We start from the raw sequence: 25,155 nt of genomic DNA, 5'->3' as shown, positions 1-25,155 counted from the left end.
TCGAGACGCGCGGGACCGCGTACGTCGTCCTCGCCGCCGTGCGGGACGGGACGCTGTCGGCGGCCGAGGGTCGAACGGCGATCGACGCGATGATCGATCGCGGCTGGTACGTGGCCCCGGACCTGTACACGAAGATCGTCGGGAAGCTGGACTCGTTCGGGGACTGATCGCGGGCTACTCCGCGTCGGACCGCTCCGCGTTTTCCGTGTCAGGGCCCGTCTCCTCGGCGAGTTCCGCCCGCGCGAACTCCCGGATCCGTTTTTTCTCCTCCGCGCTCACGTCGGCCGCCTGCGCGCTCTCGATCTGGCCGTTCACGACCGCGTTCTGCTGTGGGCCCCACACCTCTGGCGGGTGCTCTGTTATATATTCGGCCCACCGGATCACCTGGTCGTAGCGGGGCGGTCGCCCGAGGTCGTCGTCCGCTCCGGTCGAGCCCCCATCAGGCGTTCGTGAGTCTTGTATCACGTTCGGGTCGGCGTTCAGTCGTCGCCCGGGCGGTACGCGCCCGAGCGATGCTCGATGTCGTGGATCACCACGGTCTCTCGATCGCGATCGGCGTCGGCACCTAACCGATAGTCACCGATGCGGATCTTGCCGTGCGGAACTCCCGAAAGCGGTTCGATGTATTCGGGTGGGTCCCGCCACTCGTCGGTCACGATCTCGTCGAGCTTCGAGACGAGACGCCGCTGTATCGTCCCGTCAAGATCCTCGAACGCCCGGGCGGCGGGCGGCCGAAATTCCCACGTCCAGTCGTCACTCCCCGTCATCGATCATCTCGAGGACCTCGTCGCGAGAGACGGCCTCGCTCTCGCCGTGCCGCATCGCGTGTTCCTCGGCCGCGATGCTCGCCAGCATACTGCGCGAGGCACCGGGGTGATCCGTCGCGTCTCGGATCGCGTGCCGAAGGAACTCGCTCCGAGAGGTGTATCCCTCTTCCTTCCAGACTGCGTCGATCTCCGCCAACTGGCGCTCGGTGACGCGGACGTTGATCGTCGTCGTCTCGGGATCGTCGACGTCGGTGTCGTTTGTACCCGTTCCGGACATACGCTCGTATTACGCCCGCGGTTATATAAATGCATACTCGATCGGAGACCGGAGGCGTCCTCGCTCTCGAATCCTCCGATCGCTCCGTTCAGATGCTCTTATGTGTCCCCCGTACCCACTTCCAAACATGGACGACCACTCTCACGAACCCGACCCGGACGAGCGCGTGACCGCCCCCATGCAGGAGTTCGGCAGCCGCGAGGTCGGCATCGGCGCGGCCGTGACCCTCGTCGGCCTGCTGATCGCGTACGTCATTCCCTTCCTGTTCAGCTTCTGAGCGGCGGCGCCCGTCGCTGCCGGTGGTAAGAGAGACGACGAACCGCCGAGAGCGACGCGCCTACCGCGGGTACCAGGCCAGCGGGTGGTCCGCGGTGAGCTCCAAGCTGACCGGCTCGTCGAGGTCGAACTCCTCGACGTGGTTGTGCAGGCAGTGGACCACGTCGCCGGACTCCAGTTCGACCCGGTAGACGAACGACGGGCCGACGTACTGCCGCGAGACGATGGTCCCGTCCGCCAGGTCGGGGCTCGCCGGGGTGGCTCGGAGGTCGTCGGGCCGGACGAGCACGTCGACGGGCGCGCCGTCGTAGACGGTGTCGTACCCCTCCAGCGTGACGGCGTCGAACCGGCCGATCCCGGTCTCGACTTTCCCCTCGCGGAGCTTCCCTCCGAGGAACGACGCCCGGCCGAGGAAGGAGGCGACGAACTTCGACTCGGGGCGCTCGAACACCTGCTCGGGGCGGCCGACCTGCTCGATTTTCCCCTCGTTCATGACGGCGACGCGGTCGGAGATGGAGAGCGCCTCCTCCTGGTCGTGGGTGACGGAGACGGCGGTGACGCCCGCCTCCTTCAGAATTTGACGGACCTCCTCGCGCATCTCCACGCGGAGCCGGACGTCGAGGTTCGAGAACGGCTCGTCGAGCAGGAGCACCTCGGGCTCGGGCGCCAGCGACCGGGCGAGCGCGACGCGCTGCTTCTGCCCGCCGGAGAGCTGGTCGGGGGTCTTCTCGCCGTGTTCGGGCATGTCGACGAGGTCGAGCAGCTCGTCGACGCGGGCCGCGGTCGCCGCGTCGTCGGCGTCGGAGAGCCCGAAGGCGATGTTCTCGCGGACGGTGAGGTGCGGGAACAGCGCGAAGTTCTGGAAGACGATGCCGACGTCGCGCTGCTCGGGCGCGACGAACCCGCCGTCGCCGGCGACGGTCTCGCCCCCGAGACGGATCTCGCCCTCGGTCGGTTCCTCTAGCCCGGCGATGGTCCGGAGCGTCGTCGTTTTCCCGCAGCCCGACGGACCGAGGAAGGTGAGGAGCTCGCCGGGCTCGACGTCGAGCGAGACGCCGTCGACGGCGGTCTCCGGACCGAACTCCTTGGTCACGTCCGACAGCGACAACACCGGGTCGGGAGACGGGTCCGCGGGAGACCCGGTCTCCGTCCCGCTCGACCGCCTCGTGCCGACTGATTGCGTCTGAGCCATCGATGAGTCGGGCGCCGATGTGACCGGCGTCCCGTGATTGCCCCTACATATTTTAGGAACACCTAAAAGCGTATCGCTCGCTGTCGCTCGCCGAAAATCGGGGGAGAAAGGCGGTTCGGCGAGCCGTCAGGCCAGCTCGCGCTCGATCACGCCGCGGAGCTCCCGGATCGCGGCCGCGTCGAGCGCCGCCGATTCCCCGCCGACCGACAGCGAGAGCGTCCCGTCCGTCGTCACGTCGCCCAGCCGGAACACGGGGAGCTCGCCGGCGGCGTCGGCGACCGCCTCGGGATCGGTCGTCTGGACGACGAGGCGACCGGGCGTCTCGTCGAAGGCCGCGAGGCGGTCGGGGAGCGTCACGTCGGCGCCGGCCGCGTCGGTCACCAGCTCGGCGAGCGCGACCGCGAGCCCGCCGTCGCTCACGTCGTGGGTCGCCAGCGTCGACTCGTGGCGCGCGACCGCCGCGAGCGACGCGACGAGGTCGCCGAAGTCGACGGAGTCGGCGTCGGAGTCGGCGTCCGGCAGGTCCGGGAACCGGTCGCTCCCGCCCGCCTGCGCGAGGTACTCGGAGCCGCCGAGCGCGTCGCCGCCGGCACCGACCGCCAGGAGTTCGGAGTCGGCCGCGCGGTCCGCGTCGAGGGCGGCCGGCGGGGCGTCGTACCCGCGCTTCGTCCCGATCAGCGCGAGCGTCGGCGTCGGCGGGATCGGCCCCTCGACGCTGTCGTTGTACAGCGAGACGTTGCCGCCGACCACGGGGGCGTCGAGCGCGGCGCAGGCGTCGGCGAGCCCGTCGACGATTCCCTTAAATCCGCCGTACACGTCCGGCTTCTCCGGGTTACCGCCGTTGAGACAGTCGACCGCGGCGAGCGGGACGGCGCCCTTCGCGGCGAGGTTTGTCGCGTTCTCCAGGGCCACCGCGCGGGCGCCCTCGTACGGGGCGGTCGCGGTCCAGTTCGGGTTCGCGCCCGAGGAGAGCGCCAGGCCGACGCCCTGCTCGTCGGCGTCGAGCGCGGCGGAGTCGGTCTCCGCGGTCTCCCGGATCGCCATGACGGCCGCGTCGTCGCCGGGCTTCACGGCGGTGCGGGCGCCGACCTCGTGGTCGTACTGGCGGTACACCCAGCGCTTGCTCGCGGTCGACGGGGCCGAGACGACCGCCTCGAGCGCGTCGCCGAGGGCGGGCTCGGGGTCGGGGAGGTCGCGGTCGGGCTGCGTCGGGGGCTCGCTCGTGAGGTCGTTCATCGGCGCCCCGTCGGCGAGGTACTCGGCGTCGACGTCGACGACGACCTCGGGCTCCGCGTCGTCGGACTCGGCGTCGTCGCCCTCCGCGCCGTCTCCGCCGCCGCCCGCGAACTCGCAGACGTAGTTCCCGTCGGTCACCTCGCCGATGACCGAGCAGCCGAGGTCGAACCGGTCGGCGAGCGCCGCGACCCGGTCGACGTCTTCGGGGGCGACCTCGTAGCACATCCGTTCCTGGCTCTCGGCGAGGAGGATCTCGGTCGCGTTCATGTTCGGCTCGCGCTGATGGACGCGGTCGAGGTCGATGCGGGCGCCGAGCCCGCCCTTCGCGACGAGCTCGGAGGAGGCGCCGCCGAGCCCGGCCGCGCCGAGGTCGCGAGCGGACAGCACGAGGCCCTCGTCGACGAGCGCCTCGTTGCACTCGATCAGCCGCTTCTCGGCGTAGGGGTCGCCGACCTGCACCGCGGGACGGTCCTCCGTCTCGGCGTCCTCCGCGAGGTCCTCGCTCGCGAAGGAGGCGCCGCCGAGCCCGTCGCGGCCGGTGCCGTTCCCGACGAGGACGAGCGCGTTCCCGGGCTCCTGAGCGGTCGCCGTCACGAGCCGGTCCTCGTTCGTGAGCCCGACGCAGGCGACGTTGACGAGGGGGTTCCCCTCGTAGCCGCCGTGGAAGGCGACGCTGCCGCCGACCGTGGGGACGCCGATGCAGTTGCCGTAGTGGGAGATGCCCTCGACGACGCCCTCGAAGAGGTACCGCGAGCGCTCGCGGGCGAAGCCGCCGAAGTACAGCGAGTCGAGCAGGGCGATCGGGTACGCGCCCATCGACATGGTGTCGCGGACGATGCCGCCGACGCCCGTGGCGGCCCCGTCGAACGGGTCGACGAAGGAGGGATGGTTGTGGCTCTCGACGCCGAAGGTGACGTACTGGTCGCCGTAGTCGTCGGCGTCGCGGTCGGCCGCGGGCAGGTCAGCGACGTCGGGCTCGGGCAGCGCGAGGACGGCCGCGTCGTCGCCGGGGCCGACGACGACCTGATCGCCCTCGCTCTCGAACGCCGACAGCAGGGGGCGCGAGGAGCGGTACGCGCAGTGCTCGCTCCAGAGGTTCTCGAACAGCGCGGCCTCGGCCGTCGTCGGCTCCCGGCCGAGCTCGGCGACCACGAGCTCGCGGTCCGGTTCGGGCAGACTCATTCACTTACGTGGTTATCGAGCCCGTTCTAATGCTTTTCTATGTGCACGTTCGTGGGGTGCGACCGCGATAGGTGGAGAGCAGGGGCGACGTGATCGCTCATCGAGACGTGATCGCTCATCGAGCCGACCGGCGTGCGCCCCCCACGCGGCCGTTTTTAAACGGCCGCGAGGAGAGCGCGCGAGGGAGTCGCTCGCCAGAGGCGAGCGACAGGGCCTGGGAGGCGTGAGGTGTCGTCCGCTGCGGGGCGTTGGAGGTGGTCACCGCCGGTCCGGTATCAGCGAGTTACGAGCGAGCGGCCGGAACGCGTGAAGGGCGCGCCGCGCCAGCGACGACTGACAGCGAAAGACTCCGAAACCGGCGACGGCGACGACGCGGTGTCGGACGCGAACCGACCCGCGATTTGCTTATAAGGCGACGAGCGAGACGCCGTAGATCACGGTCGCGCCGAGGACGCCGGCGGCGAGCGACTTCGCGTTCAGCCGGACCGCGCGTTTCCGGTCGGCCGCCAGCGCCGCCTCGTCGAGGATCCGATTGGTCCCGTCGCCGACGTCGAAGACGCCGATGCCCGCGAAGCCGACGCAGAACCGCTCGCGGTACTGGAAGTACCCCATCGCGGCGCCGTACAGCGGGAACGTGGCGGTGAGCAGCGTCCAGCGTGGCCACCCGACGGCGACGACGGCGGCGACGAGGCCGACCGCGAGCAGGAGGGAGACGGCCCCGAGGAGGAGTCGCCGTCGCTGCTGAGCCGGTCCGATGTTGCACACGCCCGGTTGGTACTCCATACGGGTCCGTGGGCGCGCGGCGACGAAAACACACCGGATCCGCGCCGCCGGGGTGCCGAGCGTCCGGGGACCGCCCCGTCCGCGGCGTCGGCGACCGCGCGACCGGGCGACCGGGACGGCCCATTTATTACTAAACGGATGAAACGAGGGTGTAAGAGAAGCCACGATGGTCGAGTCACGTCGGAGACGGGAGATACGCCGCTACGAGACGATTCTCGAGTCGCTCGACGACGCCGTCTACGCCGTGCGTCCCGACGGGACCATCGCGTACGTCAACGAGCGCTACGCCGAGATGAAGGGCGCGAGCCGAGAGGAGCTGATCGGAACGGAAATCTACGACTGGGTCACGGAGGAGACCGCGGAGAAGGCCAGACGGGTCCGCCGCGAGATGGCGGCCGGAGAGCGGGAGGCCGGCACCGTCGAGTACGAGTTCCTCACCGCGGACGGCGACCGGTTCCCGGTGGAGATGCGGTTCAACCGGTTCGCCGGCGAGGAGGGGGTGTCCGACCTCGACCGCGTCGGTGTCATCCGAGACGTTCGCGAGCGGAAGCAGCGAGAGGAGACGCTCCGCCGGAAGAACGAGCGGCTGGAGGAGTTCGCGAGCATCGTCTCGCACGACCTCCGAAACCCCCTCAGCGTCGCCGAGGGGCGACTGGAACTCGCCCGCGAGGAGTGCGACTCCGAACACCTCGACGCGGTCGCCGACGCCCACGAGCGCATGAGCTCCCTCATCGACGACCTCCTCACGCTCGCCCGCGACGGCGAGGGCGTCGACGGGGCGGAACGGGTCCCGCTCCGCGACCTCGCCGAGGCCTGCTGGCGCGGGGTCGAGACCGCCGACGCGACGCTGCGGGTCGACACGGACCGCGCCGTCCGCGCCGACCGGAGCCGGCTCAGACAGGTGTTCGAGAACCTGGTGCGCAACAGCGTGGAACACAGTTCCACGGGCAGCCGGGCGGAGCCCGGCGACGCGATCGAGCACGGCGGCGAGGACGTCGCGGTCACCGTCGGCGACCTCGAAGACGGCTTCTACGTCGCCGACGACGGCCCGGGGATCCCGGAGGGCGACCGCGAGGCGGTGTTCGAGCCGGGATTCACCACGGCGGACGGCGGGACCGGCTTCGGACTGGAGATCGTCGAGGCCGTCGCGGCGGCCCACGGGTGGGAGGTGCGCGTCACCGACGGCGCCGACGGGGGCGCCCGCTTCGAGTTCACCGGCGTCGACGCGCTCGACTGAGCGGGGCTCGAACGGCTGGCGACGCGCTCGGCTGAGCGGGGTCCGGACCGCCGGCGACGCGCTCGACGGAATTTCCGCGGAGGCAACCCTCAAAAGGCCTCCCACCGACGGGACGGTGTGAACCGGATCCAGCTCGGCAACACCGTGTTCGAGGGCGAGAACGACGTCTACGTGCTCGACGGCGAGACGACCGCGCTGGTCGACACCGGCGTCGCGCTCCCGGACGTCCGCGCCGACTTGGAGGCGGGGCTCGCCGAGCGCGACATCGCGTTCGCCGACGTCGACGCGATCGCCCTGACTCATTGGCACCCCGACCACGCGGGGCTGGCCGGGGAGATCCAGGCCGCCGGCGGCGCCGACGTGTTCGTCCACGAGGCGGACGCGCCCCTCGTCGACGGGACGGAGACCCCGCTCACGGCCGACCCCGTCCTCCAGCGCGAGACGTTCGAGCGGTGGGGACTCCCCGAGGCCGACCAGAAGCGGCTGCGCGACTTCTTCGACGCGGTGAGCGCCGACCTGAGCGGGCCGCCCGCGGACGTGACGACGATAGCCGACGGCGACGTGATCGACGTCGGCGGCGTCGCGCTGGAGGCCGTCCACCTCCCGGGCCACACCGCCGGCCTCACCGGGTTCGCGTTCGACCCGCGCGAGGTCCCGGACCACGAGCCAGTCGGGCGGGAGGGGCGCGACCCGGGGCGGACGGCGAGCCGGCCTCCTAGCGACGGGTCGGGCGCCCCCGCGGAGCTGTTCTCCGGCGACGCGCTCCTCCCGAGGTACACCCCGAACGTCGGCGGGGCGGACGTCCGGGTCGACGCGCCGCTCGCGGCGTACGCCCGGAGCCTCGCGCGGATCGTCGAGCGCGACTTCGACGCGGCGCACCCGGGCCACCGGGAGCGGATCGACGACCCGAGCCGGCGGGCCGCGACGATCCTCGACCACCACCGCCACCGGACGCGGCGCGTCCTCGAGGTCCTCGCCGACGGCGGGCCGGCGACGGCCTGGGAGGTGTCGGCCGAGCTGTTCGGCGACCTGGTCGACATCCACGTGCTCCACGGGCCGGGCGAGGCGTTCGCGCACCTCGACCACCTCGCCGACGCGGGGGTCGTCGAGCGCGACGGCGTCGACTACCGCCTCGTCGATCCGGACCCCGACGTCGACGCGCTGTTCCCGGCGACGCCGCTCGACGACGCCGTCGACGGGTCGTCGGACTGAGGACTCCGACCGCGCTGCGGGCCGCTGCGCCGGCTCCGCCGCCCTCGCCGTAAGCTATTCCTGCGGGACGGCGTATCCACGGACGTGAAACGGGACACCCTCGCGGCGGTCCTCCTCGCCCTCCTCGCGGTCGTCGCCCTCGGCGTCGCGGCCGCGACCCTCGACTCCGCCGTGAGCCTCGGCGGCGGCGGGTTCGGCGGCGCCGGCGAGGAGGGCGGACCGAGCGGCGAGGGCGGCGACGTCGGGCTGACGCCCTCCCCGAGCGGCGGCGGGACCGTCTCCCTTCCCCCCGCGTGCTACGAGTTCCTCCGGGAGCCGCCCGCGCTGGTGGCGTTCGCCGCGGCCCTCCTCGCGCTCGCGTGGGTCATCTACCGAGACACGAACTCGGTGCTCGCGACGGGCGTCGTGGTCGGGGCGATGGGCTCCCCGGTCGCCGTGCTGGGGTGGGCGCTCTCGACCTGCCGGCCGGCCGACGGCGAGATCGAGTTCTCGCTCGGCGCCACCGGCGTCGACGAGGGGGGCTTCCTTCCGGAGGGCGGCGGGGGAGCCGGCCTCGGCGGCGGCGAAGGAGCCGCCTCGACGCCGGAGCTCCTGTTCGCGCTGGTCGTGGTCGTAGCGCTCGTCGCGAGCGTCGCCGTCCTCCTCGGCGCCGGCGGCGACGACGAGCCCGAGGCCGGCGAGGCCGCGGCCGGAAGCGACGACGAGCCGGACGAACCCGACCTCCGCGCGGTCGGGCGGACCGCGGGCGCGGCGGCCGACCGGATCGAGCGGTCCGACGCCGACAACGGGGTGTACCGCGCGTGGCGCGACATGACCGAGGCTCTCGACGTGGACCGGCCCGCCTCGTCGACGCCCGCCGAGTTCGCGGCGGCGGCCGTCGACGCCGGCGTCGACGAGGGGCCGGTCGCGGACCTCACCGCCGTCTTCGAGCGAGTGCGCTACGGCGGCGAGGAGGCGACGGCGGAGCGGGAGCGCCGGGCCGCGGAGGCCCTCCGCCGGATCGAGGAGCGCCACGGGGGTGCGGAGTAGTGGTCCGGCCCCTCGTCGCCCTCGGCGTGGCGGCGGTCGCGGTGGGCTTCGTCGCCGCCGTCGACCGCGGGGTCGCGGCCGCGCTGGACCCCTCGACGACCGTCGTCACGCTGATCGGGGCGCTCGGCGTGGCGCAGGGACTGAGGTACGCGAACGCCCGTCGGAAGCGGCGGCGCGAGGCGGCTGCCCCCGGCGACCCCGAGCGACGGGCGCCGGCGTCGGTGCCCGGCGCCGACCTCGACGAGCGCATCGAGCGGGCGACCGGCCCCCCGTACGGTGGCCACCGCGCGCGCCGGCAGGTCCGCGAACGGGTCCGGGAACTCGCGGTCGCGGCCGTCGTCCGCGGCCGGAACGTGTCGGACGAGACCGCCGATCGCCTGGTCGAGACCGGTGACTGGACGACCGACGCGACCGCCGCCGCGTTCCTCGCGCGGCGCTCGTCGTACCCGGTCCGGGTCCGGCTCCGGGCGGTGGTCTCGGGGCGCGCGCGCTACGAGTTCGGCCTCCGGGCCGCCGTCGACGCGATCGACCGGTTGGACGAGGGGGAGTCGGAGGCCGGGAGATGAGCGAGACCCGCGATTCGGCGCCCAACGCGGGGTCCGCGGAGGGAGGGGACGCCGCGACGACCGGGCGCCGGGTCCGCCGCGAGGTCGCGACGGGGCGCTGGGACGGGGTCCGCGGGGCGGCGCTCGCCCTCGTCGGCGTCGGGATCGTGGCCCGGCGGCCGGGCCTCGTGCTCCTCGGCGCGGTCGGGGTCGGCTACGTCCTCTACGCCGGCGTCGGCGAGGCGCCGGCGGCGACGCTCGACGTGACCCGGACCGCGAGCGACGCGACGCCGGAGCCGGGCGACGAGGTGACCGTCACGGTTCGAGCGCGCAACGTCGGAGACGCGCCCCTCGCCGACCTCCGGCTCGTGGACGGCGTCCCGCCGGGGCTAGAGGTCGTCGACGGCCCCGCTCGCGTCGCGACTGCACTCCGCCCGGACGCGGCGGTCGCGTTCGAGTACGCGGTGCGCGCGAGCCGCGGCGAGCACGAGTGGGAGGCCGTGACGGCGATCACGCGGAACCCCTCGGGGTCGCGCGAGCGGACGACCGCGGTCGAGCCGGTCGACCCCGCGCGGATCGTCTGCACCCCGGACCTGGCCGCCGGCGGCGACCTGCCCCTCCGCGGACTGACGACGCGGTACCACGGCCGGATGCCCACCGACGTGGGCGGGGCGGGCGTGGAGTTCCACGCCACCCGCGAGTACCGCCGCGGCGACCCCCTCAAGCGGGTCGACTGGAACCGCCGGGCGCGGACGGGCGAACTGGCGACCGTGGAGCTCCGCGAGGAGCGCGCCGCGACCGTCGTGCTCCTGATCGACGCGCGGGACGCGGCGTACGCCGCGTCCGAGCCGGCGGCGGAGACCGCGGTCGAGGCGAGCGTCGGCGCCGCCGGGCAGGCGTTCCGCGCGCTCCTCGACGGCGGCGACCGCGTCGGGATCGCGGCGGTCAGTCCCGTGGACTGCTGGCTCGCTCCGGGCGCCGGCACGGCCCACGCCGCTCGCGGCCGCGATATGTTGGCGACCGACCCCGCGCTGGCGCCGACGCCGAGCGGCGAGCGGTTCTACCGGTCGCTCTGGCTCCGCCGGTTCCGGCGGCAGCTCCCGGCCGACGCGCAGGTGCTCTTTTTCACCCCCCTGATCGAGGACGCGGCCGCCTCGCTCGCGCGCCGGATCGACGCGCACGGCCACCTCGTCACCGTGCTCTCGCCGGACGTCACGGCGAGCGGGACCACCGGCGAGCGGCTCGTCGGACTCGAGCGACGCAAGCGGCTCCGTGACCTCCGGTCGGTCGGGATTCGCGCGATCGAGTGGGGCGAGGAGTCGTTCCCCGTCGCGGTCGCGCGGGCGACGAGCAGGTGGTCGCCGTGAGCGCCGAGCGAGCGAAGAGCGGCGACGGAGCGGGTGCGGACGTCCCGGCGGACGACGCAGGGGCGAGCGATCCCGTCGACCGGCCCGAGCGCGACGCGCGTCCCCCCGCGCTCGCCGTCGTCGTGAGCCTCGTCGCGGCCGCGATCGCGAGCCTCACCGCCTTCCTCGCCGCGCCGCTCGGGGGCGCCCTCCTCGTCGTCGCGACGGTCGCCTTCGTCGCCGGGTCGGTCCGCCGGTCTCACCGGTTCCTCGCGCGGGGCGCGGGGCTCGGCGTCCTCGGGCTCGCCGTCGCGGGGTACCGCGGCGGGGGCGTCGAGCCGCTGCTCGTCGCCGGAGTCGCCCTCGCGGTCGCGTGGGACGCCGCGGACCACGGGCTCTCCGTCGGCGAACAGGTCGGGCGGGAGGCCCGGACCCGCCGGAACGTGGCCGTCCACGCGGGGGCGACCCTGCTCGCGGGGGCGCTCTCGGTCGGGGTCGTCTACGGGGTGTACCTCGCCGCCGCGGGGTCACAGCCGGTTGCGGCCCTGGCGCTGCTCCTGTTCGGCGCGGTGGTGCTGGCGTCGGCGCTCCGGTGATTCGGTGCCGGCCTCGTCCACGGCCGCACCGGTCGCCGTCGCCCGCGTTCCGACCCGTTTATAATCGCCGGGCGGCCCCGTGAGGGTATGACCGACGACGAGCGACGGAGCGAGCTCATCGCCGCGCTGCGGGCGGCCGACGCCGTCCGGTTCGGGGAGTTCGAGCTCTCGCACGGCGGCACCAGCGACTACTACGTCGACAAGTACCTGTTCGAGACCGACCCGGACGCGCTGACGCTCGTGAGCGAGGCGTTCGCGGCCCGGCTCGCCGACGCGGACGCGAAGCTCGCAGGGGTCGCGCTCGGCGCGGTTCCCCTCGTGGCCGTGACGGCCGCCGAGATGGGACGCCCGTACGTCATCGCGCGCAAGCAGACGAAGGAGTACGGCACCGGCAACCGCATCGAGGGGCGACTCGACGAGGGCGAGGAGGTCGTCGTGTTGGAGGACATCGCCACGACCGGGCAGTCGGCCGTCGACGCCGTCGAGGCGCTGCGCGACGCGGGCGCGACGGTGAACCGCGTGCTCGTCGTCGTCGACCGCGAGGAGGGGGCCGCCGAGCTGCTCGCGGACCACGACGTGGAGCTGGAGTCGCTGCTGACGGCGACGGAGCTGCTGGCAGAGCGGGACGCGGAGTAGGCGGGCGGGCTCGATCGGTTTTTATCCGGGCGTCAGGCCTCGGCCGCGTCCACCGTCGGCACCGCGACCCGGTCGAGCGCGTCGGCGATCACGTCGCGCTTGTCGACGTCGTTGACGGCGGCGTCCGGGGTGAGCACCAGCCGGTGCGCGAGCGTCGGCTCCGCGACGCGCTTCACGTCGTCCGGGGTGACGAACGCGCGGTCGGCGACGACCGCCGCGGCGCGAGCGGTCTCGAACAGCCGCTGGGTGCCGCGGGGCGAGACGCCGACGTCGACGCGGCGGTCCTCGCGGGTCGCGCGGACGAGCGCGGCCATGTACCCGAGCAGGTCGTCGTCGACGCGGACCGTCTCGGGCACCTCGCGCAGCGCCGAGACGGCGTCGGCGTCAAGCACGCGGTCGACCGTCGGCGCCTGCTCGACGCGGCCAGCGCGCCGCCGGAGCAGCTCGACCTCGCCGTCGTCGTCGGGGTAGCCGATCGAGGTCTTGACCGTGAACCGGTCGAGCTGCGCCTCGGGCAGGGGGAACGCGCCCTCGCTCTCGACGGGGTTCTGCGTCGCGATGACGTAGAACGGCTCCGGGAGGGCGTGCGTCTCGCCGTCGACGGTCACCTGTCCCTCCTCCATCGCCTCCAGCAGCGCGGCCTGCGTCTTCGGCGGCGCGCGGTTGATCTCGTCCGCGAGCACGACGTTGGCGAAGATCGGGCCGGGCGAGAACGCGAAGGAGCCGTCGCGCTCGTCGAACACGTTCGTCCCGGTGACGTCGGCCGGGAGGAGGTCGGGCGTGAACTGCACCCGGGAGAACTCTAAGCCGAGCGCGGTCGCGAACGAGCGCGCCGAGAGGGTCTTGCCGGTGCCGGGCACGTCCTCCAGGAGGACGTGGCCGCGGGCGAGGATGCCGAGCGTGACGCGGTCGAGGAACTCGCGGTCGGCGACGACCGCCCTGCCGACCTCGTCGACGACGCGCGAGCAGGCCGCGGCCGCTTCGGGGACGTCCATACCGGGCGCACGGGAGCCGCCCCGAAAAGCGTTGCCGGCGGGGGTCGCCTCGGTGGCGGTCCGGTAGTGGTCGCCTCGGTGGCGGTCCGGCAGTGGTCGCCTCGGTGGCGGTCCGGTAGCGGTCGCCTCGGTGGCGGTCCAGGGGCGGTCGTCCCGTCGACGTCGGCGGCTCGCCGGCGACGATCGAAACGCATAACAGCGGAACCGGCCAACCCCAGAGTGAGCCGAGGTAGCCTAGCCTGGCCAAGGCGGTAGATTCGAAATCTACTGTCCATTCGGACACCGGAGTTCAAATCTCCGCCTCGGCGCTTCTCTCGAACGCCGTCCCGGTAGCGACGCGGCGGCCGGGCGGCGAGCGACGCGAAGATCCGTCCGACGGGACGAGTCGTCACGCCGCGGCCGGCGAAAAAGCCATACGTCGCCCACGCGACCGACTCGTATGCCAGACGAGACGCTGTACGACCGCCTCGGCGGCGAGCAGGCGGTCGGCGCGGTCGTCGACGAGTTCTACGATCGGGTGCTGGCCGACGAGCGGGTGGCACACCACTTCGACGACGTGGACATGGTCAACCAGCGCTCCCACCAGACGGCGTTCCTGAGCGCGGTCGCCGGCGGCCCGATGCGGTACGAGGGCGACGACATGGCGACCGCCCACGAGGGATTGGGGGTCACCGACGCGGAGTTCGACGCGATCGCGGGCCACCTCGACGGGGCGCTGCGCGAGTTCGACGTCGCCGACGCGGACCGCGAGGCGGTGATGGAGGCGGTGGAGGGGTACCGCGACGACATCGTCGAGGCGTGATCGAACCCCGCGTCGAAGCGACGCGAACGACCCCCTACAGCTCGCCGCCGAGCGACTCCTGCTCGGAGGCGGGGTCGCCGCGCAGCCGACGCCGCCGCTTGTCGTAGGCCGCCTCCAGCTTCGCGTTCGTCGCCCGCGAGACGAGGTAGCAGTCGACCTCGTCGCCGTCGCGGGGATGCGCGCTCGCGACCCAGACGTGTCCGTCCCCGGTCGAGAGGTCGGCCGCCCAGCGCTCCGCGGCCGCGCGGCTCTCGAAGGCGTGGCGGGAGCCGTCCTCGAACACGAGCCGCCCCACCTTCGCGTTGCGCTTGCGCGCCGAGGGCTTCACCGCGACGACGACGCTCACGGGTGACGTTGGGGGGTCGTCGGTTAAAAACCTCGTCAGACGCGCCCGTTCGGGGTCAGGGAACAGCGAACCGCAAGAAACCAGACCCCCGGTTTCGTACCCGAATACATGAGCGACTCGGAGTGGTACGAGGACGCGATGATCTACTCGTTGGACGTGAAGACGTTCAAGGACAGCGACGGGGACGGATGGGGGGACTTCCGCGGAGCGACCGAGCGGCTCGACTACCTCGACGAGCTCGGGGTCGACGCGCTCTGGATCCGCCCCTTCTACCCGAGTCCGCTCCGTGACAACGGCTACGACGTCGCCGACTACTACGACGTCGACGACCGCCTCGGGAGCCTCGGGGACTTCCGCGAATTCGCCGACCGGGCACACGGGTACGGGATCCGCGTGATCACGGACCTCGTGTTCAATCACACCTCGAACGAACACGAGTGGTTCCGGCGGGCGCGCGAGGACCCCGACTCGGAGTACCACGACTACTACCTGTGGACGAGCCACCTGGCGGACGCCCACCACCGCGGCAACATCTTTCCCGAGTACGAAGACGGCGTCTGGTCGTACGACGAGGTCGCCGGCAAACACTACTTCCACCAGTTCTACGGCCACCAGCCCGATCTCAACGTCGCGAATCCGGCGGTCCGCGAGGAGCTGTACGACGTGCTCCGGTTCTGGCTCGACCAGGGCGCGGACGGGTTCCGGATCGACGCCGCCCACCCGATGCTGCTGCCGAAGGGCCACAACGCGACGACCCTCCAGGAGAGCGGCCTCGGCGAGCCCATCGATCTGTTCAAAGAGATGCGGCGGGTCGTCGAGGCGGAGCAGTCGGACGCGGTGCTGTTGGCCGAGGCCGACGACGAGCCGGAACACCTCGACTACTACTTCGGCGACGGCGAGGCGTTCCACCTCCAGTTCAACTTCGTGATGAACGCGCACCTCACGTACGCGGTCGGCGTGAAGGACACGTGGCCGCTGCAGCGCGCCGAGGAGATGCTGCCGGACACCGCCGGCGTCGGCGGGTGGGTGAACTTCCTGCGGAACCACGACGAGTGGAACCTGCTGAAGCTCCCCCAGGAGGCGTTCGAGCACGCCCGCGGCTACTTCGGCGACGACGCCGGCGACTCGTGGATCTTCGGGCGCGGTCACCGGCTCCGACTCGCCGACCTGTACGGCGGCGACCGCGACCGGATCGCCGTCGCTCACAGCCTGTTGTTCGCGCTCCCCGGCTCCGTCGCGCTCCAGTCGGGCGACGAGATCGGGACGGGTGCCGACCTCTCGCTCCCCGAGCGCGAGTCCGTCCGCACGCCGATGCAGTGGGACGACACGCCGAACGGCGGCTTCTCGACCGCCGATCCCGAGGACTGCTACAACCCGGTGATCGACGAGGGCGCGTTCGCGTACGACCGCGTGAACGTCGCCGCCCAGCGCGACGACCCCGACTCGCTGCTCTCGCGGGTCGAAGCGCTCGTCGCGGCCCGCGACGCCTGTCCCGAGATCGCCCGCGGCGACTACCGCGCGCTCTATACCGATCACAAGGAAACGCGCGTCCACCGGTTCGACCACGAGACGGACGGCAAGGCGGACGCAGACGAAACCGTCCTCCTCTGCGCGCACAACCTCGCCGACGAGTATCGCGAGGAGATCGTCGGCTTCGACGTCGATCCGGAGACGGTCGACCACGTCGTCGGCGACGGGGACTACCACGTCGCCGACGGGGGCGTGACCTTCCGACTCGACGCGTGCGACTACGTGTGGATCCGCGGCGAGAAGCGGTGAACGGCGGCGCGCCGAACGGAGACGGGCCACCCCGCCGTCGTCAGTCGTCCGCGAGCGAGGCCGCGTCCGGCGCCGCCCCCTCCTCGGCGGCGGCCGACAGCAGTCGGTCGAGTCCGTCGACCATGGCGACGACGCTGGCGCGGGTGATGTCGGCGTCCGTCGAGGAGACCGAGACCGAGCGGTCGCCGCGCGAGAGATCGACCTCGACCGTGACGACCGCGTCGGTGCCGCCCGTGATCGCGTCCACGTGGTAGGAGTCGAGATCGAAGGACACGCCGCCGGGGCCCTCGCTCTCGTCCCCGTCGGTCCCGCCGTCGTCCGCCAGCGCGGCGCGCACGGCTTCGAGGCCGGCGTCGACGGGGCCGGCGCCCGTGCCGGAGGCGACGCGCTCCTCGTCGCCGACGCGGAGCCGCACCGACGCCGTCGGGAGGTTTCCGCCGGAAGTCGCCGAGAGGTCGACGAGCTCGACCCGGCGGTCGCGCTCGCGGCCCTGCACGTCCTCGGTGATCGCGAGCAGGTCGGCGTCGGTGACGCGCTTGCCGCGGTCGCCGAGCTCCTTCACGCGGCTCACGACCGCGCTCAGCTCGTCGGCGTCGACGGCGACGTCGTGCTCGGCGAGCGCGGCCTTGACGCCGGCGCGCCCGGCGTGTTTGCCGAGGACGAGCCGCCGCTCGCGGCCCACCGTCTCGGGCGGGTACGGCTCGTACATCGTCCCGTCCTTGAGCGTGCCGTCGGTGTGGATGCCGGACTCGTGGGCGAAGGCGTTGGCGCCGCAGACCGCCTTGTTCGGCGGCAGCGCGACGCCCGTGACCTCGCTCACGACCCGACACAGCCGGTAGAGCCGCGCCAACTCCACCGTGTCGACGTCGTACGACCGGGCGAGCGCGACGGCGACCTCCTCCAAGGCGACGTTGCCGGCGCGCTCGCCGACGCCCATCACGGTGCCGTGGACGGTGTCGGCGCCCGCCTTCAACCCGGCGTGGACGTTCGCCACGCCGAAGCCGAGGTCGTCGTGGGTGTGGAGGCTCGTCGGCCCGAGGTCGACGAGCCGGGAGACGACCTCGGCGGTGCGCTCGGGGTCGGCCGCGCCGACGGTGTCGCAGTAGCAGATCCGGTCGGCGCCCGCGTCGAGGCCGGCGCCGAGCAGGCGTTCGAGGTAATCGAGGTCGGCGCGGGAGCCGTCCTCGCCGAGCACCTCGACCCACAGCCCGTGGTCCGCGGCGTACTCGACGAGTTCGACCGTCGTGTCGACCACCTCGTCGCGGGTCGAGCCGACCTTCGTCTCGACGTGCTTGTCCGAGGCGGGGACGACGAGGTTAATCCCGTCGACGCCGCAGTCGAGCGCGTGGTCGACGTCTCGCTTCACGCCGCGGGCGAAGCTCGTCACGGTCGCGTCGAGCCCCGCGCCCGCGACCCGGCGGATCGCCTCGCGCTCGCCCTCGGAGGTGCACGCCGAGCCGGCCTCGATCAGGTGCATCCCCGCCGCGTCGAGCTCGCGGGCGACGTCGACCTTCTCGGCCGGCGTCAGCGAGACGCCGGGCATCTGCTCGCCGTCGCGCAGGGTGGTGTCTAACAGCTGTACCTCGTTCAGGTCGGTGAGTGGTGTTCGGGTCAAAAGGGGGTCCGTCGGCTCTGCGGTGGGTTCGGGGTCGGTGCCGCCGCGGGGCGGTCGTGCCCCGGAGTCGTTACGCTCGGAGAATTTCGCGGCCAGCCGCCGCGAGGCGACTTCCTCTATCCTCCGAACGACCACGATCGTCTCGTGTCATTCGTGTCCGTGCCGACGTATCTCACGCATATAAACGGACGGGTCGAGACAGGTTTGGCCAACGGATCGTCGGCGAGCGCGGGGGTTCGGTGAGTATTCGTCGGCGACAGGACTACCACCGCGGGCCGAGAGCGGACCCGCATGGAGCGAGTCGCGATCGATGACGTCGACGTCGTCACGAACCCGATGGAGGTCCACGACGTGCGCAAGCCCGTCTCGCGCGTGCTCGGTACCGAGCACGTCGCGATGAACTACTTCGAGCTCGCCCCCGGCGACGCGTTCGCGGGCGGGCTTCACGCGCACGGCGACCAGGAGGAGGTGTTCTACGTCCTCTCCGGGACCGCCACCTTCGAGGTCGGTCGAGAGCGCGAACGCGTCGACGTCAAGGCGGGCGAGCTGATCCGGTTCGCGCCCGGCGAGTTCCAGTCCGGGTTCGTCCGCGAGGATGCCGACGAGGAGGTCGTCGCGTGGGCGTTCGGCGCGCCCGGCGCGCGCCACGACTGGGAGGAGATCGAGTCGCTGATCGAGTGCCGCAGCTGCGGAGACGAGCTCCCGCACGCCACGGCGCTGACCGACGAGGGACGGTTCAGGTTCACGTGCACCGAGTGCGGCACGTCGTTCTCGCCGTAGGGAGAGCTAGCCGAGGAGCGACCGGAACGACCGGCGACCGACGCCGCACTGCTCTCGGTAGTCGCAGGCGGAACAGCGGTCGTCGTCGACGCGCGACGGCGGGCCGTCGATCGCGCGGGCGGCCCGCAGCGCCCGGCGGTAGGCGGCCCGTTTGCGGGTCGTGACCCGGACCTCGCGGACGGCGCCGACGCTCGGGTACTCGACCAGCGCACGCGGCACTTTCCGCTCGTGCTCCCACGCGACCGCCTTCGCGACGGCGACCGCTCTGACCGACTGCGGCTCCCAGACGCCGTTTTCCGGGGGTTCGCCCGGCGAGACGACGACGGGGACGGGCGGGTCGGTGTCGTCGGCCGTGTCGGCGACGTCGGCAGGGTGGCTGGCCTCGACCGTGGCGGCGGCGTCTCCCCCGCCGCCGACCACCTTGTGCACCGTCCCGTGGCAGTCCTTCCCGGAGACGAACGCGCGTTCGCGCTCGGGGTCGACGAGCCGGTCGTAGTCGTCGCGCTCGCGGAGCCGGTCGAGATTCCGACGGTAGGCGGCCGGGGAGCGCCGGATCGGGAGCCGCCGGAGCGTCGCATCCGGGGCGTCGACGAGCGCGGGGTATCGGAACGCGAGGTCGATCCGGGCGCGCGCGTCGGGCGGGACCGCGCGGTCGTCCTCGCGGCGCGCGTAGTAGAGCTGTCGCGGGCAGTAGGCCGCGCGGGCCACGTCGCTGAAGGGAGTCACGGGGACGGTGGCCGCGGCTTCATTTATGAGTCGTCGGCTGCGGGTAAACGGTGAATACCTCCGAAGCCCCAGCCGCTCGGCTATACGTCGTTGCTATCGACACGGAGGAAACTCCCAAAGTCCCAGCCGCTTGGTTATAAACGATTGAGTGAAGATCGGCGGTGAATACCTCCAAAGCCCCGGCCGCGACGGGCTCGCGGCAGCGAGGCGCTTCGCGCCTCTGGAAGCCGGCGGCGTTGCCGCCGGCGACTGTCCCTTTGAGTCCCGCCCCGTACCGCAACCGCACCTCACGCCTCCCCAGCCTCGGCGGACGGCCCGGCGCGGGCGGAGCCGCGCCGGACCGCCGCCTCCCTCGCGGGCGGGTCGCGCCGAACGGGCGCGACCCGGCGCGCCGCTCCGTCGTTGGAACTCGTGAGTACGCGGTAGTGGTCGACGAGAGCGGGGAGGTGGGAGACCGCGATACCACCCGCAGCGAGCAGCTATTTATAAGGAAACGTCCGTCTCGATGTCCTCGGTGGCCTCTTTCAGCCCGTCCTCGCGGGCGGTTTCGGCGTGAGAGCCCTCGATGTCGGCGTCGGTGAGCAGGTCCCGGAACTCGTCGCGGAAGCGGTCGTTCGCCCGGGTGGAGGTCAGGTCGACGCGGGCGACGCGCGCGTACTTCGCGACGGCGTCGGGGTCGGCGTCCAGTTCCTCCGCGCACTCGACGATCGAACGGCCCTCGGCGGTCAGCGACTTCAGGTCCGCGTACTCGAACGGGGCGTCCTCGACCTCGCGGTCGGCCTCCCGCACGAGGTGGAGGTCGAAGCGGGCGTCCCGGACGGTGTCCGGATCGAGGTCGACCGGCCCGGGCGCGTCGCCGCCGGCGCTCTCGTCGCCCACGCGGACCGCCTCGTCGGCCGCGGCGAGCGCGGCGGCGATCGCCGCGTCGTCGTCCAGTTCGAAGCGTCCGCGGGCGATCCGGGCGTACGTCGCGTCGTCGAGGTCCGTCGAGAAGCCGTACCGCTCCCGCATCGCGGCGACCAGCTCTCGGACGCGCTCGCCGACGGCGGCCTCGTCGCGGCCGGTGAGCGATCCGGGGGACTCCGCCTGCCGCTCGGTGACCGTGTCGGACCCGGTGGTCTCGACGAAGATGTCGCGGAGCTCGGCGGTCTTTTCGTCCATGGACGCCGAGGTACGCGCTCCCGGTAGAAAAGCCTCGCGTCCGGTTTCGGCCGTCTCGGAAGCGATCCCCCGAAATCGTCGACCGGCAGCCGCACGCGCCCAACGATTCCCGACGACCGCCGCCGATCCGTCAACCAGTATATTCAAGTCGGTTTACGAGCGTGTCGAGGACATGGCAACCAGCAGGGAGTCGGTGGATCTCGTCGGCGACGAGGCCGCCACCAACCTCGCTCGCGCGGCGCTGTTCGCCGCGCTCGTCGGCGCGTTCGCGTACGTGACGTTCCCGAACCCCGTCTCTCCCGTCTCGGTGACGCTGCAGGTGCTCGGCGTGTTCCTCGCCGGGATCTACCTCGGCCCGGTGTGGGGAGGCGCGTCGCTCGTCCTCTACCTCGCCGCGGGCGCGCTCGGCGCGCCGGTGTTCCAGGGCGGCTCCGCCGGCGTCGGCGCGCTCGTGGGTCAGTCCGCGGGGTACCTCTGGTCGTACCCGCTCGCCGCCGCCGCGGTCGGCGCGGTCGTCCACCGCGGCGCGACACTCCGGGACCCGGACGCGGTCGGGCTCCCGACGCTCGTCGGCGCGATGGTCCTCGGCACCGCGATCATCTACGCGCTCGGCGTCGCCGGCCTCGCGGTGGTGCTCTCGCTCGGGCCGGTCGAGGCGGTGACCGTCGGCGCCGCGGCGTTCCTCCCCGCGGAGGCGCTGAAGATCGCCGCCGCGGTCGGCATCGTGCGCTCGGACGCGATCGCGGCGTCGTGAGGTGGCTCCATGACCTCCTGCGAGGTGCTCCCGTGACCTCTCGTGAGGTGACGCCGTGATCGACGTCGACGGCGTCACGTGTCGGTACGAGGACGGCGGAGCGGACGACGACACCGCCCTCACCGCCGTCGACGACGTCTCCCTCTCGATTCCGGACGGCGAGTTCCTCGTCGTCGCGGGCGCGAACGGCTCCGGGAAGACGACCCTGGTCCGGACGTTCAACGGGCTCGTGACGCCGGCCTCGGGGACGGTCGAGGTGAACGGAACGCCCGTCGAGGGGGACCTCGTCGCCGCCCGGACCGCGGTCGGGATGGTGTTCCAGGACCCGCGCGACCAGCTGGTGGCGGCCACCGTCGGCGCCGACGTGGCGTTCGGCCCGGAGAACCTCGGGCTCGCGCACGAGGAGATCGACCGCCGGGTCGCGGCGGCGCTCGACGCCGTGAACATGGCCGGACGCGAGGCCGACCGGATCGCGTCGCTGTCGGGCGGCGAGCGCGAGCGCGTCGCGATCGCCGGCGCGCTGGCGATGGAGCCGGACCACCTCGTCTTGGACGAGCCGTTCACCGGGCTCGACGAGCCGGCGCGTCGCTCCGTCGTGGACAGCCTGCGGGAGCGGCACCGCGCCGGGACGGGCGTGATCGTCGTCACCCACGACCTCCGCGACGTGCTCGGGCTCGCCGACCGCGTGGTGGGGCTGGCGAACGGGCGCGTCGCGGTCGACGCGACGCCGGAATGGGCGGTGGCGGAGCTCCCGGCGCTGGACGTGCGGGTCCTGGGCGGCGCGCTCACCGATCGCTCCCCCGACCTCGGCCCGGCCTCGGACCCGTGACGCTCTCGTACGTCCCCGGCGACTCGCTCGCCCACCGGCTCGATCCGCGGTCGAAGCTCCTCGTGCAGGCCGGATTCGCGGCCGCCGCGTACGCGTACACGACCCCCCGCGGGCTCTCGGCGCTCACCCTCCTCGCGGTCGGGTGCCTCCGGCTCGCCGGCGGCGGCGCCCGCGACGTGTGGGCGTACCGCGTCGCGTTCCCGGTGCTCGCCCTTGCGCCACTCGTCGCCGGCGCGACGCTCGGCGCGCCGTGGTTCCGGCCCGAGCGCGCCGCGGTCACGGGGCTCGCGAGCTACCGGGTTCTGCTGATCCTCGTCGTCGCCGCGGGGTACGTCCGGTCGACCCCGGTCCGCGAGTCGCGGGCGGCGATCCAGCGCACGGTGCCGGGGAAGCCCGGTCAGTTCCTCGGCGTGGGCGTCGCGCTCGTCTTCCGCTTCCTCCCGCTGTTGAAGCGGGACCTGCTGACGGCGCGGGAAGCGGTCCGCGCCCGGGGGGGCGACGCGCTCCCGGTCCGGGACCGGATGCGGCTCGTCGCCGTCGCTGGCGTCGACCGGGCCTTCGGCCGGGCGGACCGGCTCGGGACCGCGCTGACCGCCCGCTGTTTCGCCTGGAACCCGACGCTCCCGCGGCTGGCGTTCGGCGGAGCGGACGCGGTCGCCGTCGCGCTCGGAGTCGGCCTGCTCGCGGCGGCGCTCGCGCCCGTCGTCTGAGCGGGCGAGCGGGACGCGTGCGGGAGAAACGGGCGGGCGACGCGTTCCGTGTTGTGGCAAGTTTTAACCGCGCCGTATCCGGCTGATCGATCATGACTCCCTTGCAGGCGGCCACCCGGGAGACGTTCTGGACGATCGGCCCGGTGGGGAAGGCCGCGTTCTACTGGCTCGCCGCGGTCGCGATCCTCGTGTTCCTGTACGGGGTGTACGCCCGGTTCGCGGCGTACGCCCGCGGGAGCGCGGACCCCCGCGACCGGCTGTCCGAGCTCCCGTCGCGGATCGTCGCGGCGACGCGGACCGTGCTCTCCAACGAGAACCAGTTCGACGGCGACGTGTACACCGGCGTGATGCACACGTTCGTCCTCTGGGGCTTTCTCACCCTGCTCGTCGCGACGACGATCCTCGGGTTCGACATCGACGTCTACCGCCCGATCGCCGGCGAGTCGTTCTGGGTGGGCGACTTCTACCTGGCCTACCAGTTCACCGTCGACGCCTTCGGCCTGCTGTTCGTCGTCGGCGTCGGCATGGCCATGTACCGGCGCTACCGCGAGCGCGACGGGCGGCTGTGGGGGAAACACACCTCGCTGGAGGACGACGCGTTCGTCTGGACCCTCTTCGCGCTCGGCGTCGGCGGCTTCGTCGTCCAGGCGCTCGGCATCGTCGGTCAGCCGGCGCGAGCGACGGAGACGGTGAGCTTCGTCGGCATGGCGATGGCCGCGGGGTTCCGGTGGGCCGGGCTGACGCCCGCGGGCGCCGAGGCGATCTACGGCGTCGTCTGGTGGAGCCACTCGCTGCTGGCGTTCGCGTTCATCGCGTGGATCCCGTACGCGAAGCCGTTCCACATGATCTCCTCGTTCGCGAACGTCGTCGCCCGCGACGAGAAGGCGGGCGCCCGGCTCCCGAACGTCCCGGCCGACCTCGATCACACCAACGCCGAGTCGATCGAGGACTTCACCTGGAAGGAGCTGCTGGACGGCGACGCCTGCACGAAGTGCGGGCGGTGTACCGACGCCTGCCCGGCCGACACGGTCGGGCGGAACCTCGACCCGCGGGACGTGATCCTGGATCTGAAGGCGTACCGCGAGTCGGTCACCGACGATCCGGTGGCGGGGAGCCGCGGCGGGACCGCGGCCGCGACCGACGGCGGCGTGGCCGGCTCCGCCGCCGCCAACGACGGCGGCGTGGTCAACTCCGCCGCCGCCAACGACGGCGGCGTGGCGAACTCCGCCGCCGCCAACGACGGCGGCACCGTCCCCATCGTCGCCGACGAGGGCGGCGTGATCGCCAGCGAGTCGATGGAGTCCTGCATGTCGTGTATGGCCTGCATGGACGCCTGTCCGGTCGACATCGAGCACCTCACCTCCTTCACGAAAATGAACCGTCAGCTCGTCGACGAGGGAGCGGTCGACTCCAACCTCCAGGGCGTGTTCCAGGACGTCATGCAGAAGGGCAACACCTTCGGCGAGCCGCAGTCGGCGCGGGGCGACTGGGCGGAGGAACTGGACGACGTGGCGGTCCCTGACGCCCGCGAGCGCGAGGTGGAGTACCTCTGGTACGTCGGCGACTACCCGAGCTTCGACGACCGGAACAAGAAGGTCGCTCGCGCGCTCGCCCGGCTGTTCGACGAGGCCGACGTGTCGTTCGGGATTCTCTTCGACGACGAGAAGACGGACGGCAACGACATCCGCCGGATCGGCGAGGAGTTCCTCTACCTGGAGCTGGCGGGCCACCACGTGGAGACGTTCGCCGAATGCGAGTTCGAGCGGATCGTCTGTACCGACCCCCACTCGTACAACACCATCAAGAACGAGTACCCCGAGGTCGACTTCGCGGAGTTCGCCGACGACCCGATGATGCCGTTCGACCGCGAGGAACCGTGGAACGCCGACGGCGAGATCGACGTGCTCCACTGGACGCAGGTGGTCGAGGGGCTGGTCGACGAGGGCCGGCTCGGCCTCTCCGGCGACGAGCTCGACTACACCGTCACCTACCACGACCCCTGTCACCTCGGGCGGTACAACGACGAGTACGAGGCGCCCCGCGAGCTGATCCGGGCGACCGGCGCCGACCTCTACGAGATGCCGCGCTCGCGGCGCGACTCGTTCTGCTGCGGCGGCGGCGGGGGCGGACTCTGGACCGAACACGACGAGGAGGTCAAGCCGAGCGAGGAGCGCCTCCGCGAGGCGGTCGAGGACACCGACGCCGGCGACGCGGTCGAGAAGTTCGTCGTCGCCTGCCCGATGTGTACGACGATGTTCGAGGACGGCCGGAAGACGGGCGGCTTCGAGGACGACGTGGAGGTCGTCGACGTGGCGGAGCTGCTGATCGAGGCGCTGGAGGCGTG

General features: G+C 72.5%; 27 protein-coding genes and 1 tRNA gene. 17 read left to right on the top strand and 11 right to left on the bottom strand.

Translation table 11 applies throughout. From position 1 onward, the window contains the following. Positions 1 to 167 (top strand): DUF3368 domain-containing protein (locus R6U01_RS11695; protein WP_410286631.1); only part of this gene is annotated, 167 nt, incomplete at its 5' end. A 7-nt stretch (positions 168 to 174) separates the two neighbouring features. Here R6U01_RS11695 and R6U01_RS11690 read toward each other — a convergent pair. The 3 genes from R6U01_RS11690 to R6U01_RS11680 are packed head-to-tail and all read right to left on the bottom strand — an operon-like array spanning position 175 to position 1,044. Continuing rightward, the gene (locus tag R6U01_RS11690; RefSeq protein WP_410286630.1) at positions 175 to 465 is read right to left on the bottom strand and encodes a hypothetical protein; all 291 of its coding nucleotides are present in this window, start codon (positions 463 to 465) and stop codon (positions 175 to 177) included. Positions 466 to 479: 14 nt separating this feature from the next. Further along, on the bottom strand, positions 480 to 767 hold the full coding sequence (locus tag R6U01_RS11685) for a type II toxin-antitoxin system RelE family toxin (protein WP_410286629.1): 288 nt from the start codon (positions 765 to 767) through the stop codon (positions 480 to 482). Then, positions 754 to 1,044 (bottom strand): ribbon-helix-helix domain-containing protein, encoded by a 291-nt coding sequence (locus tag R6U01_RS11680; RefSeq protein WP_410286628.1) that lies wholly within the window; start codon positions 1,042 to 1,044, stop codon positions 754 to 756. Before R6U01_RS11680 ends, R6U01_RS11685 begins: the two co-directional genes overlap by 14 nt. A 127-nt stretch (positions 1,045 to 1,171) precedes the next feature. On the opposite strand from R6U01_RS11680, the gene R6U01_RS11675 reads away from it, so the two are divergent. Further along, entirely contained in the window at positions 1,172 to 1,321 is a 150-nt protein-coding gene (locus R6U01_RS11675) for a hypothetical protein (protein ID WP_410286627.1), read from the top strand. A gap of 60 nt (positions 1,322 to 1,381) precedes the next feature. On the opposite strand, the gene R6U01_RS11670 is transcribed toward R6U01_RS11675, so the two are convergent. The 3 genes from R6U01_RS11670 to R6U01_RS11660 all read right to left on the bottom strand — a co-directional run bounded on the left by R6U01_RS11670 (position 1,382) and on the right by R6U01_RS11660 (position 5,713). Further along, on the bottom strand, positions 1,382 to 2,512 hold the full coding sequence (locus tag R6U01_RS11670; RefSeq protein WP_410286626.1) for an ABC transporter ATP-binding protein: 1,131 nt from the start codon (positions 2,510 to 2,512) through the stop codon (positions 1,382 to 1,384). A gap of 126 nt (positions 2,513 to 2,638) precedes the next feature. Further along, the gene (gene purL / locus R6U01_RS11665; protein WP_410286625.1) at positions 2,639 to 4,930 is read right to left on the bottom strand and encodes a phosphoribosylformylglycinamidine synthase subunit PurL; all 2,292 of its coding nucleotides are present in this window, start codon (positions 4,928 to 4,930) and stop codon (positions 2,639 to 2,641) included. Between the two features lie 405 nt (positions 4,931 to 5,335). Beyond that, the gene (locus R6U01_RS11660) at positions 5,336 to 5,713 is read right to left on the bottom strand and encodes a hypothetical protein (protein WP_410286624.1); all 378 of its coding nucleotides are present in this window, start codon (positions 5,711 to 5,713) and stop codon (positions 5,336 to 5,338) included. A 166-nt stretch (positions 5,714 to 5,879) separates the two neighbouring features. Here R6U01_RS11660 and R6U01_RS11655 point away from each other — a divergent pair, with 166 nt between their 5' ends. The 7 genes from R6U01_RS11655 (at position 5,880) to pyrE (ending at position 12,314) form a co-directional block, all read left to right on the top strand. Next, positions 5,880 to 6,950 (top strand): two-component system sensor histidine kinase NtrB, encoded by a 1,071-nt coding sequence (locus R6U01_RS11655; protein ID WP_410286623.1) that lies wholly within the window; start codon positions 5,880 to 5,882, stop codon positions 6,948 to 6,950. A gap of 117 nt (positions 6,951 to 7,067) precedes the next feature. After that, entirely contained in the window at positions 7,068 to 8,162 is a 1,095-nt protein-coding gene (locus tag R6U01_RS11650) for an MBL fold metallo-hydrolase (protein WP_410286622.1), read from the top strand. Between the two features lie 84 nt (positions 8,163 to 8,246). Then, positions 8,247 to 9,191 (top strand): DUF4129 domain-containing protein, encoded by a 945-nt coding sequence (locus R6U01_RS11645; RefSeq protein WP_410286621.1) that lies wholly within the window; start codon positions 8,247 to 8,249, stop codon positions 9,189 to 9,191. After that, the gene (locus tag R6U01_RS11640) at positions 9,191 to 9,757 is read left to right on the top strand and encodes a hypothetical protein (protein WP_410286620.1); all 567 of its coding nucleotides are present in this window, start codon (positions 9,191 to 9,193) and stop codon (positions 9,755 to 9,757) included. Before R6U01_RS11645 ends, R6U01_RS11640 begins: the two co-directional genes overlap by 1 nt. After that, the gene (locus tag R6U01_RS11635; RefSeq protein ID WP_410286619.1) at positions 9,754 to 11,103 is read left to right on the top strand and encodes a DUF58 domain-containing protein; all 1,350 of its coding nucleotides are present in this window, start codon (positions 9,754 to 9,756) and stop codon (positions 11,101 to 11,103) included. Before R6U01_RS11640 ends, R6U01_RS11635 begins: the two co-directional genes overlap by 4 nt. Next, entirely contained in the window at positions 11,043 to 11,678 is a 636-nt protein-coding gene (locus R6U01_RS11630; protein ID WP_410286618.1) for a hypothetical protein, read from the top strand. Before R6U01_RS11635 ends, R6U01_RS11630 begins: the two co-directional genes overlap by 61 nt. An 87-nt stretch (positions 11,679 to 11,765) precedes the next feature. Beyond that, positions 11,766 to 12,314, top strand: a complete 549-nt coding sequence (gene pyrE / locus R6U01_RS11625) for an orotate phosphoribosyltransferase (RefSeq protein ID WP_410286617.1) — start codon at positions 11,766 to 11,768, stop codon at positions 12,312 to 12,314. A 32-nt stretch (positions 12,315 to 12,346) separates the two neighbouring features. Here the strand turns inward: pyrE and R6U01_RS11620 are convergent, their stop codons facing one another. Then, positions 12,347 to 13,309 (bottom strand): AAA family ATPase, encoded by a 963-nt coding sequence (locus R6U01_RS11620; RefSeq protein ID WP_410286616.1) that lies wholly within the window; start codon positions 13,307 to 13,309, stop codon positions 12,347 to 12,349. Positions 13,310 to 13,532: 223 nt separating this feature from the next. Between R6U01_RS11620 and R6U01_RS11615 the strand changes: the two genes are divergently transcribed. Together R6U01_RS11615 and R6U01_RS11610 are read left to right on the top strand one after the other, a co-directional pair. Further along, positions 13,533 to 13,617 (top strand) — tRNA-Ser (locus tag R6U01_RS11615). A gap of 131 nt (positions 13,618 to 13,748) precedes the next feature. Continuing rightward, on the top strand, positions 13,749 to 14,111 hold the full coding sequence (locus R6U01_RS11610; protein WP_410286615.1) for a group I truncated hemoglobin: 363 nt from the start codon (positions 13,749 to 13,751) through the stop codon (positions 14,109 to 14,111). Positions 14,112 to 14,145: 34 nt separating this feature from the next. On the opposite strand, the gene R6U01_RS11605 is transcribed toward R6U01_RS11610, so the two are convergent. Then, on the bottom strand, positions 14,146 to 14,457 hold the full coding sequence (locus tag R6U01_RS11605; RefSeq protein WP_410286614.1) for a hypothetical protein: 312 nt from the start codon (positions 14,455 to 14,457) through the stop codon (positions 14,146 to 14,148). Positions 14,458 to 14,565: 108 nt separating this feature from the next. Here R6U01_RS11605 and R6U01_RS11600 point away from each other — a divergent pair, with 108 nt between their 5' ends. Beyond that, positions 14,566 to 16,236 (top strand): alpha-amylase family protein, encoded by a 1,671-nt coding sequence (locus tag R6U01_RS11600; protein ID WP_410286613.1) that lies wholly within the window; start codon positions 14,566 to 14,568, stop codon positions 16,234 to 16,236. A gap of 40 nt (positions 16,237 to 16,276) precedes the next feature. Here the strand turns inward: R6U01_RS11600 and R6U01_RS11595 are convergent, their stop codons facing one another. After that, positions 16,277 to 17,851: an alpha-isopropylmalate synthase regulatory domain-containing protein gene (locus tag R6U01_RS11595; RefSeq protein WP_410286612.1), complete on the bottom strand. Its 1,575-nt coding sequence runs from the start codon at positions 17,849 to 17,851 to the stop codon at positions 16,277 to 16,279. A 291-nt stretch (positions 17,852 to 18,142) separates the two neighbouring features. Here R6U01_RS11595 and R6U01_RS11590 point away from each other — a divergent pair, with 291 nt between their 5' ends. Then, on the top strand, positions 18,143 to 18,631 hold the full coding sequence (locus R6U01_RS11590; protein ID WP_410286611.1) for a cupin domain-containing protein: 489 nt from the start codon (positions 18,143 to 18,145) through the stop codon (positions 18,629 to 18,631). Between the two features lie 6 nt (positions 18,632 to 18,637). Here R6U01_RS11590 and R6U01_RS11585 read toward each other — a convergent pair whose 3' ends face one another. Further along, positions 18,638 to 19,357: a hypothetical protein gene (locus R6U01_RS11585; RefSeq protein WP_410286610.1), complete on the bottom strand. Its 720-nt coding sequence runs from the start codon at positions 19,355 to 19,357 to the stop codon at positions 18,638 to 18,640. 483 nt (positions 19,358 to 19,840) lie between these two features. Then, positions 19,841 to 20,518, bottom strand: a complete 678-nt coding sequence (locus R6U01_RS11580; protein WP_410286609.1) for a hypothetical protein — start codon at positions 20,516 to 20,518, stop codon at positions 19,841 to 19,843. Positions 20,519 to 20,690: 172 nt separating this feature from the next. Between R6U01_RS11580 and R6U01_RS11575 the strand changes: the two genes are divergently transcribed. The 4 genes from R6U01_RS11575 to R6U01_RS11560 form a co-directional block, all read left to right on the top strand. Continuing rightward, positions 20,691 to 21,272: a biotin transporter BioY gene (locus tag R6U01_RS11575; RefSeq protein WP_410286608.1), complete on the top strand. Its 582-nt coding sequence runs from the start codon at positions 20,691 to 20,693 to the stop codon at positions 21,270 to 21,272. 55 nt (positions 21,273 to 21,327) lie between these two features. Next, entirely contained in the window at positions 21,328 to 22,101 is a 774-nt protein-coding gene (locus tag R6U01_RS11570; protein WP_410286607.1) for an energy-coupling factor ABC transporter ATP-binding protein, read from the top strand. Next, entirely contained in the window at positions 22,098 to 22,811 is a 714-nt protein-coding gene (locus tag R6U01_RS11565) for an energy-coupling factor transporter transmembrane component T family protein (protein ID WP_410286606.1), read from the top strand. Before R6U01_RS11570 ends, R6U01_RS11565 begins: the two co-directional genes overlap by 4 nt. Positions 22,812 to 22,903: 92 nt before the next feature. Beyond that, positions 22,904 to 25,155, top strand: a 2,252-nt coding sequence (locus R6U01_RS11560) for a heterodisulfide reductase-related iron-sulfur binding cluster (RefSeq protein WP_410286605.1), incomplete at its 3' end; no start/stop codon positions are given.

The sequence above is a fragment of the Halorubrum sp. genome, assembly GCF_046498025.1.
GTDB lineage: Archaea > Halobacteriota > Halobacteria > Halobacteriales > Haloferacaceae > Halorubrum.
This window is presented reverse-complemented; position numbering and strand designations above follow the sequence as displayed.

Excerpts from the sequence above, each read along its gene's own strand:
- R6U01_RS11660 (WP_410286624.1), bottom strand. The coding sequence starts at position 5,713 with ATGGAGTACCAACCGGGCGTGTGCAACATCGGACCGGCTCAGCAGCGA.
- R6U01_RS11620 (WP_410286616.1), bottom strand. The coding sequence starts at position 13,309 with ATGGACGTCCCCGAAGCGGCCGCGGCCTGCTCGCGCGTCGTCGACGAG.
- R6U01_RS11600 (WP_410286613.1), top strand. The coding sequence starts at position 14,566 with ATGAGCGACTCGGAGTGGTACGAGGACGCGATGATCTACTCGTTGGAC.
- pyrE (WP_410286617.1), top strand. The coding sequence starts at position 11,766 with ATGACCGACGACGAGCGACGGAGCGAGCTCATCGCCGCGCTGCGGGCG.
- R6U01_RS11590 (WP_410286611.1), top strand. The coding sequence starts at position 18,143 with ATGGAGCGAGTCGCGATCGATGACGTCGACGTCGTCACGAACCCGATG.
- purL (WP_410286625.1), bottom strand. The coding sequence starts at position 4,930 with ATGAGTCTGCCCGAACCGGACCGCGAGCTCGTGGTCGCCGAGCTCGGC.
- R6U01_RS11670 (WP_410286626.1), bottom strand. The coding sequence starts at position 2,512 with ATGGCTCAGACGCAATCAGTCGGCACGAGGCGGTCGAGCGGGACGGAG.
- R6U01_RS11655 (WP_410286623.1), top strand. The coding sequence starts at position 5,880 with ATGGTCGAGTCACGTCGGAGACGGGAGATACGCCGCTACGAGACGATT.
- R6U01_RS11610 (WP_410286615.1), top strand. The coding sequence starts at position 13,749 with ATGCCAGACGAGACGCTGTACGACCGCCTCGGCGGCGAGCAGGCGGTC.
- R6U01_RS11580 (WP_410286609.1), bottom strand. The coding sequence starts at position 20,518 with ATGGACGAAAAGACCGCCGAGCTCCGCGACATCTTCGTCGAGACCACC.
- R6U01_RS11675 (WP_410286627.1), top strand. The coding sequence starts at position 1,172 with ATGGACGACCACTCTCACGAACCCGACCCGGACGAGCGCGTGACCGCC.
- R6U01_RS11685 (WP_410286629.1), bottom strand. The coding sequence starts at position 767 with ATGACGGGGAGTGACGACTGGACGTGGGAATTTCGGCCGCCCGCCGCC.
- R6U01_RS11575 (WP_410286608.1), top strand. The coding sequence starts at position 20,691 with ATGGCAACCAGCAGGGAGTCGGTGGATCTCGTCGGCGACGAGGCCGCC.
- R6U01_RS11680 (WP_410286628.1), bottom strand. The coding sequence starts at position 1,044 with ATGTCCGGAACGGGTACAAACGACACCGACGTCGACGATCCCGAGACG.
- R6U01_RS11635 (WP_410286619.1), top strand. The coding sequence starts at position 9,754 with ATGAGCGAGACCCGCGATTCGGCGCCCAACGCGGGGTCCGCGGAGGGA.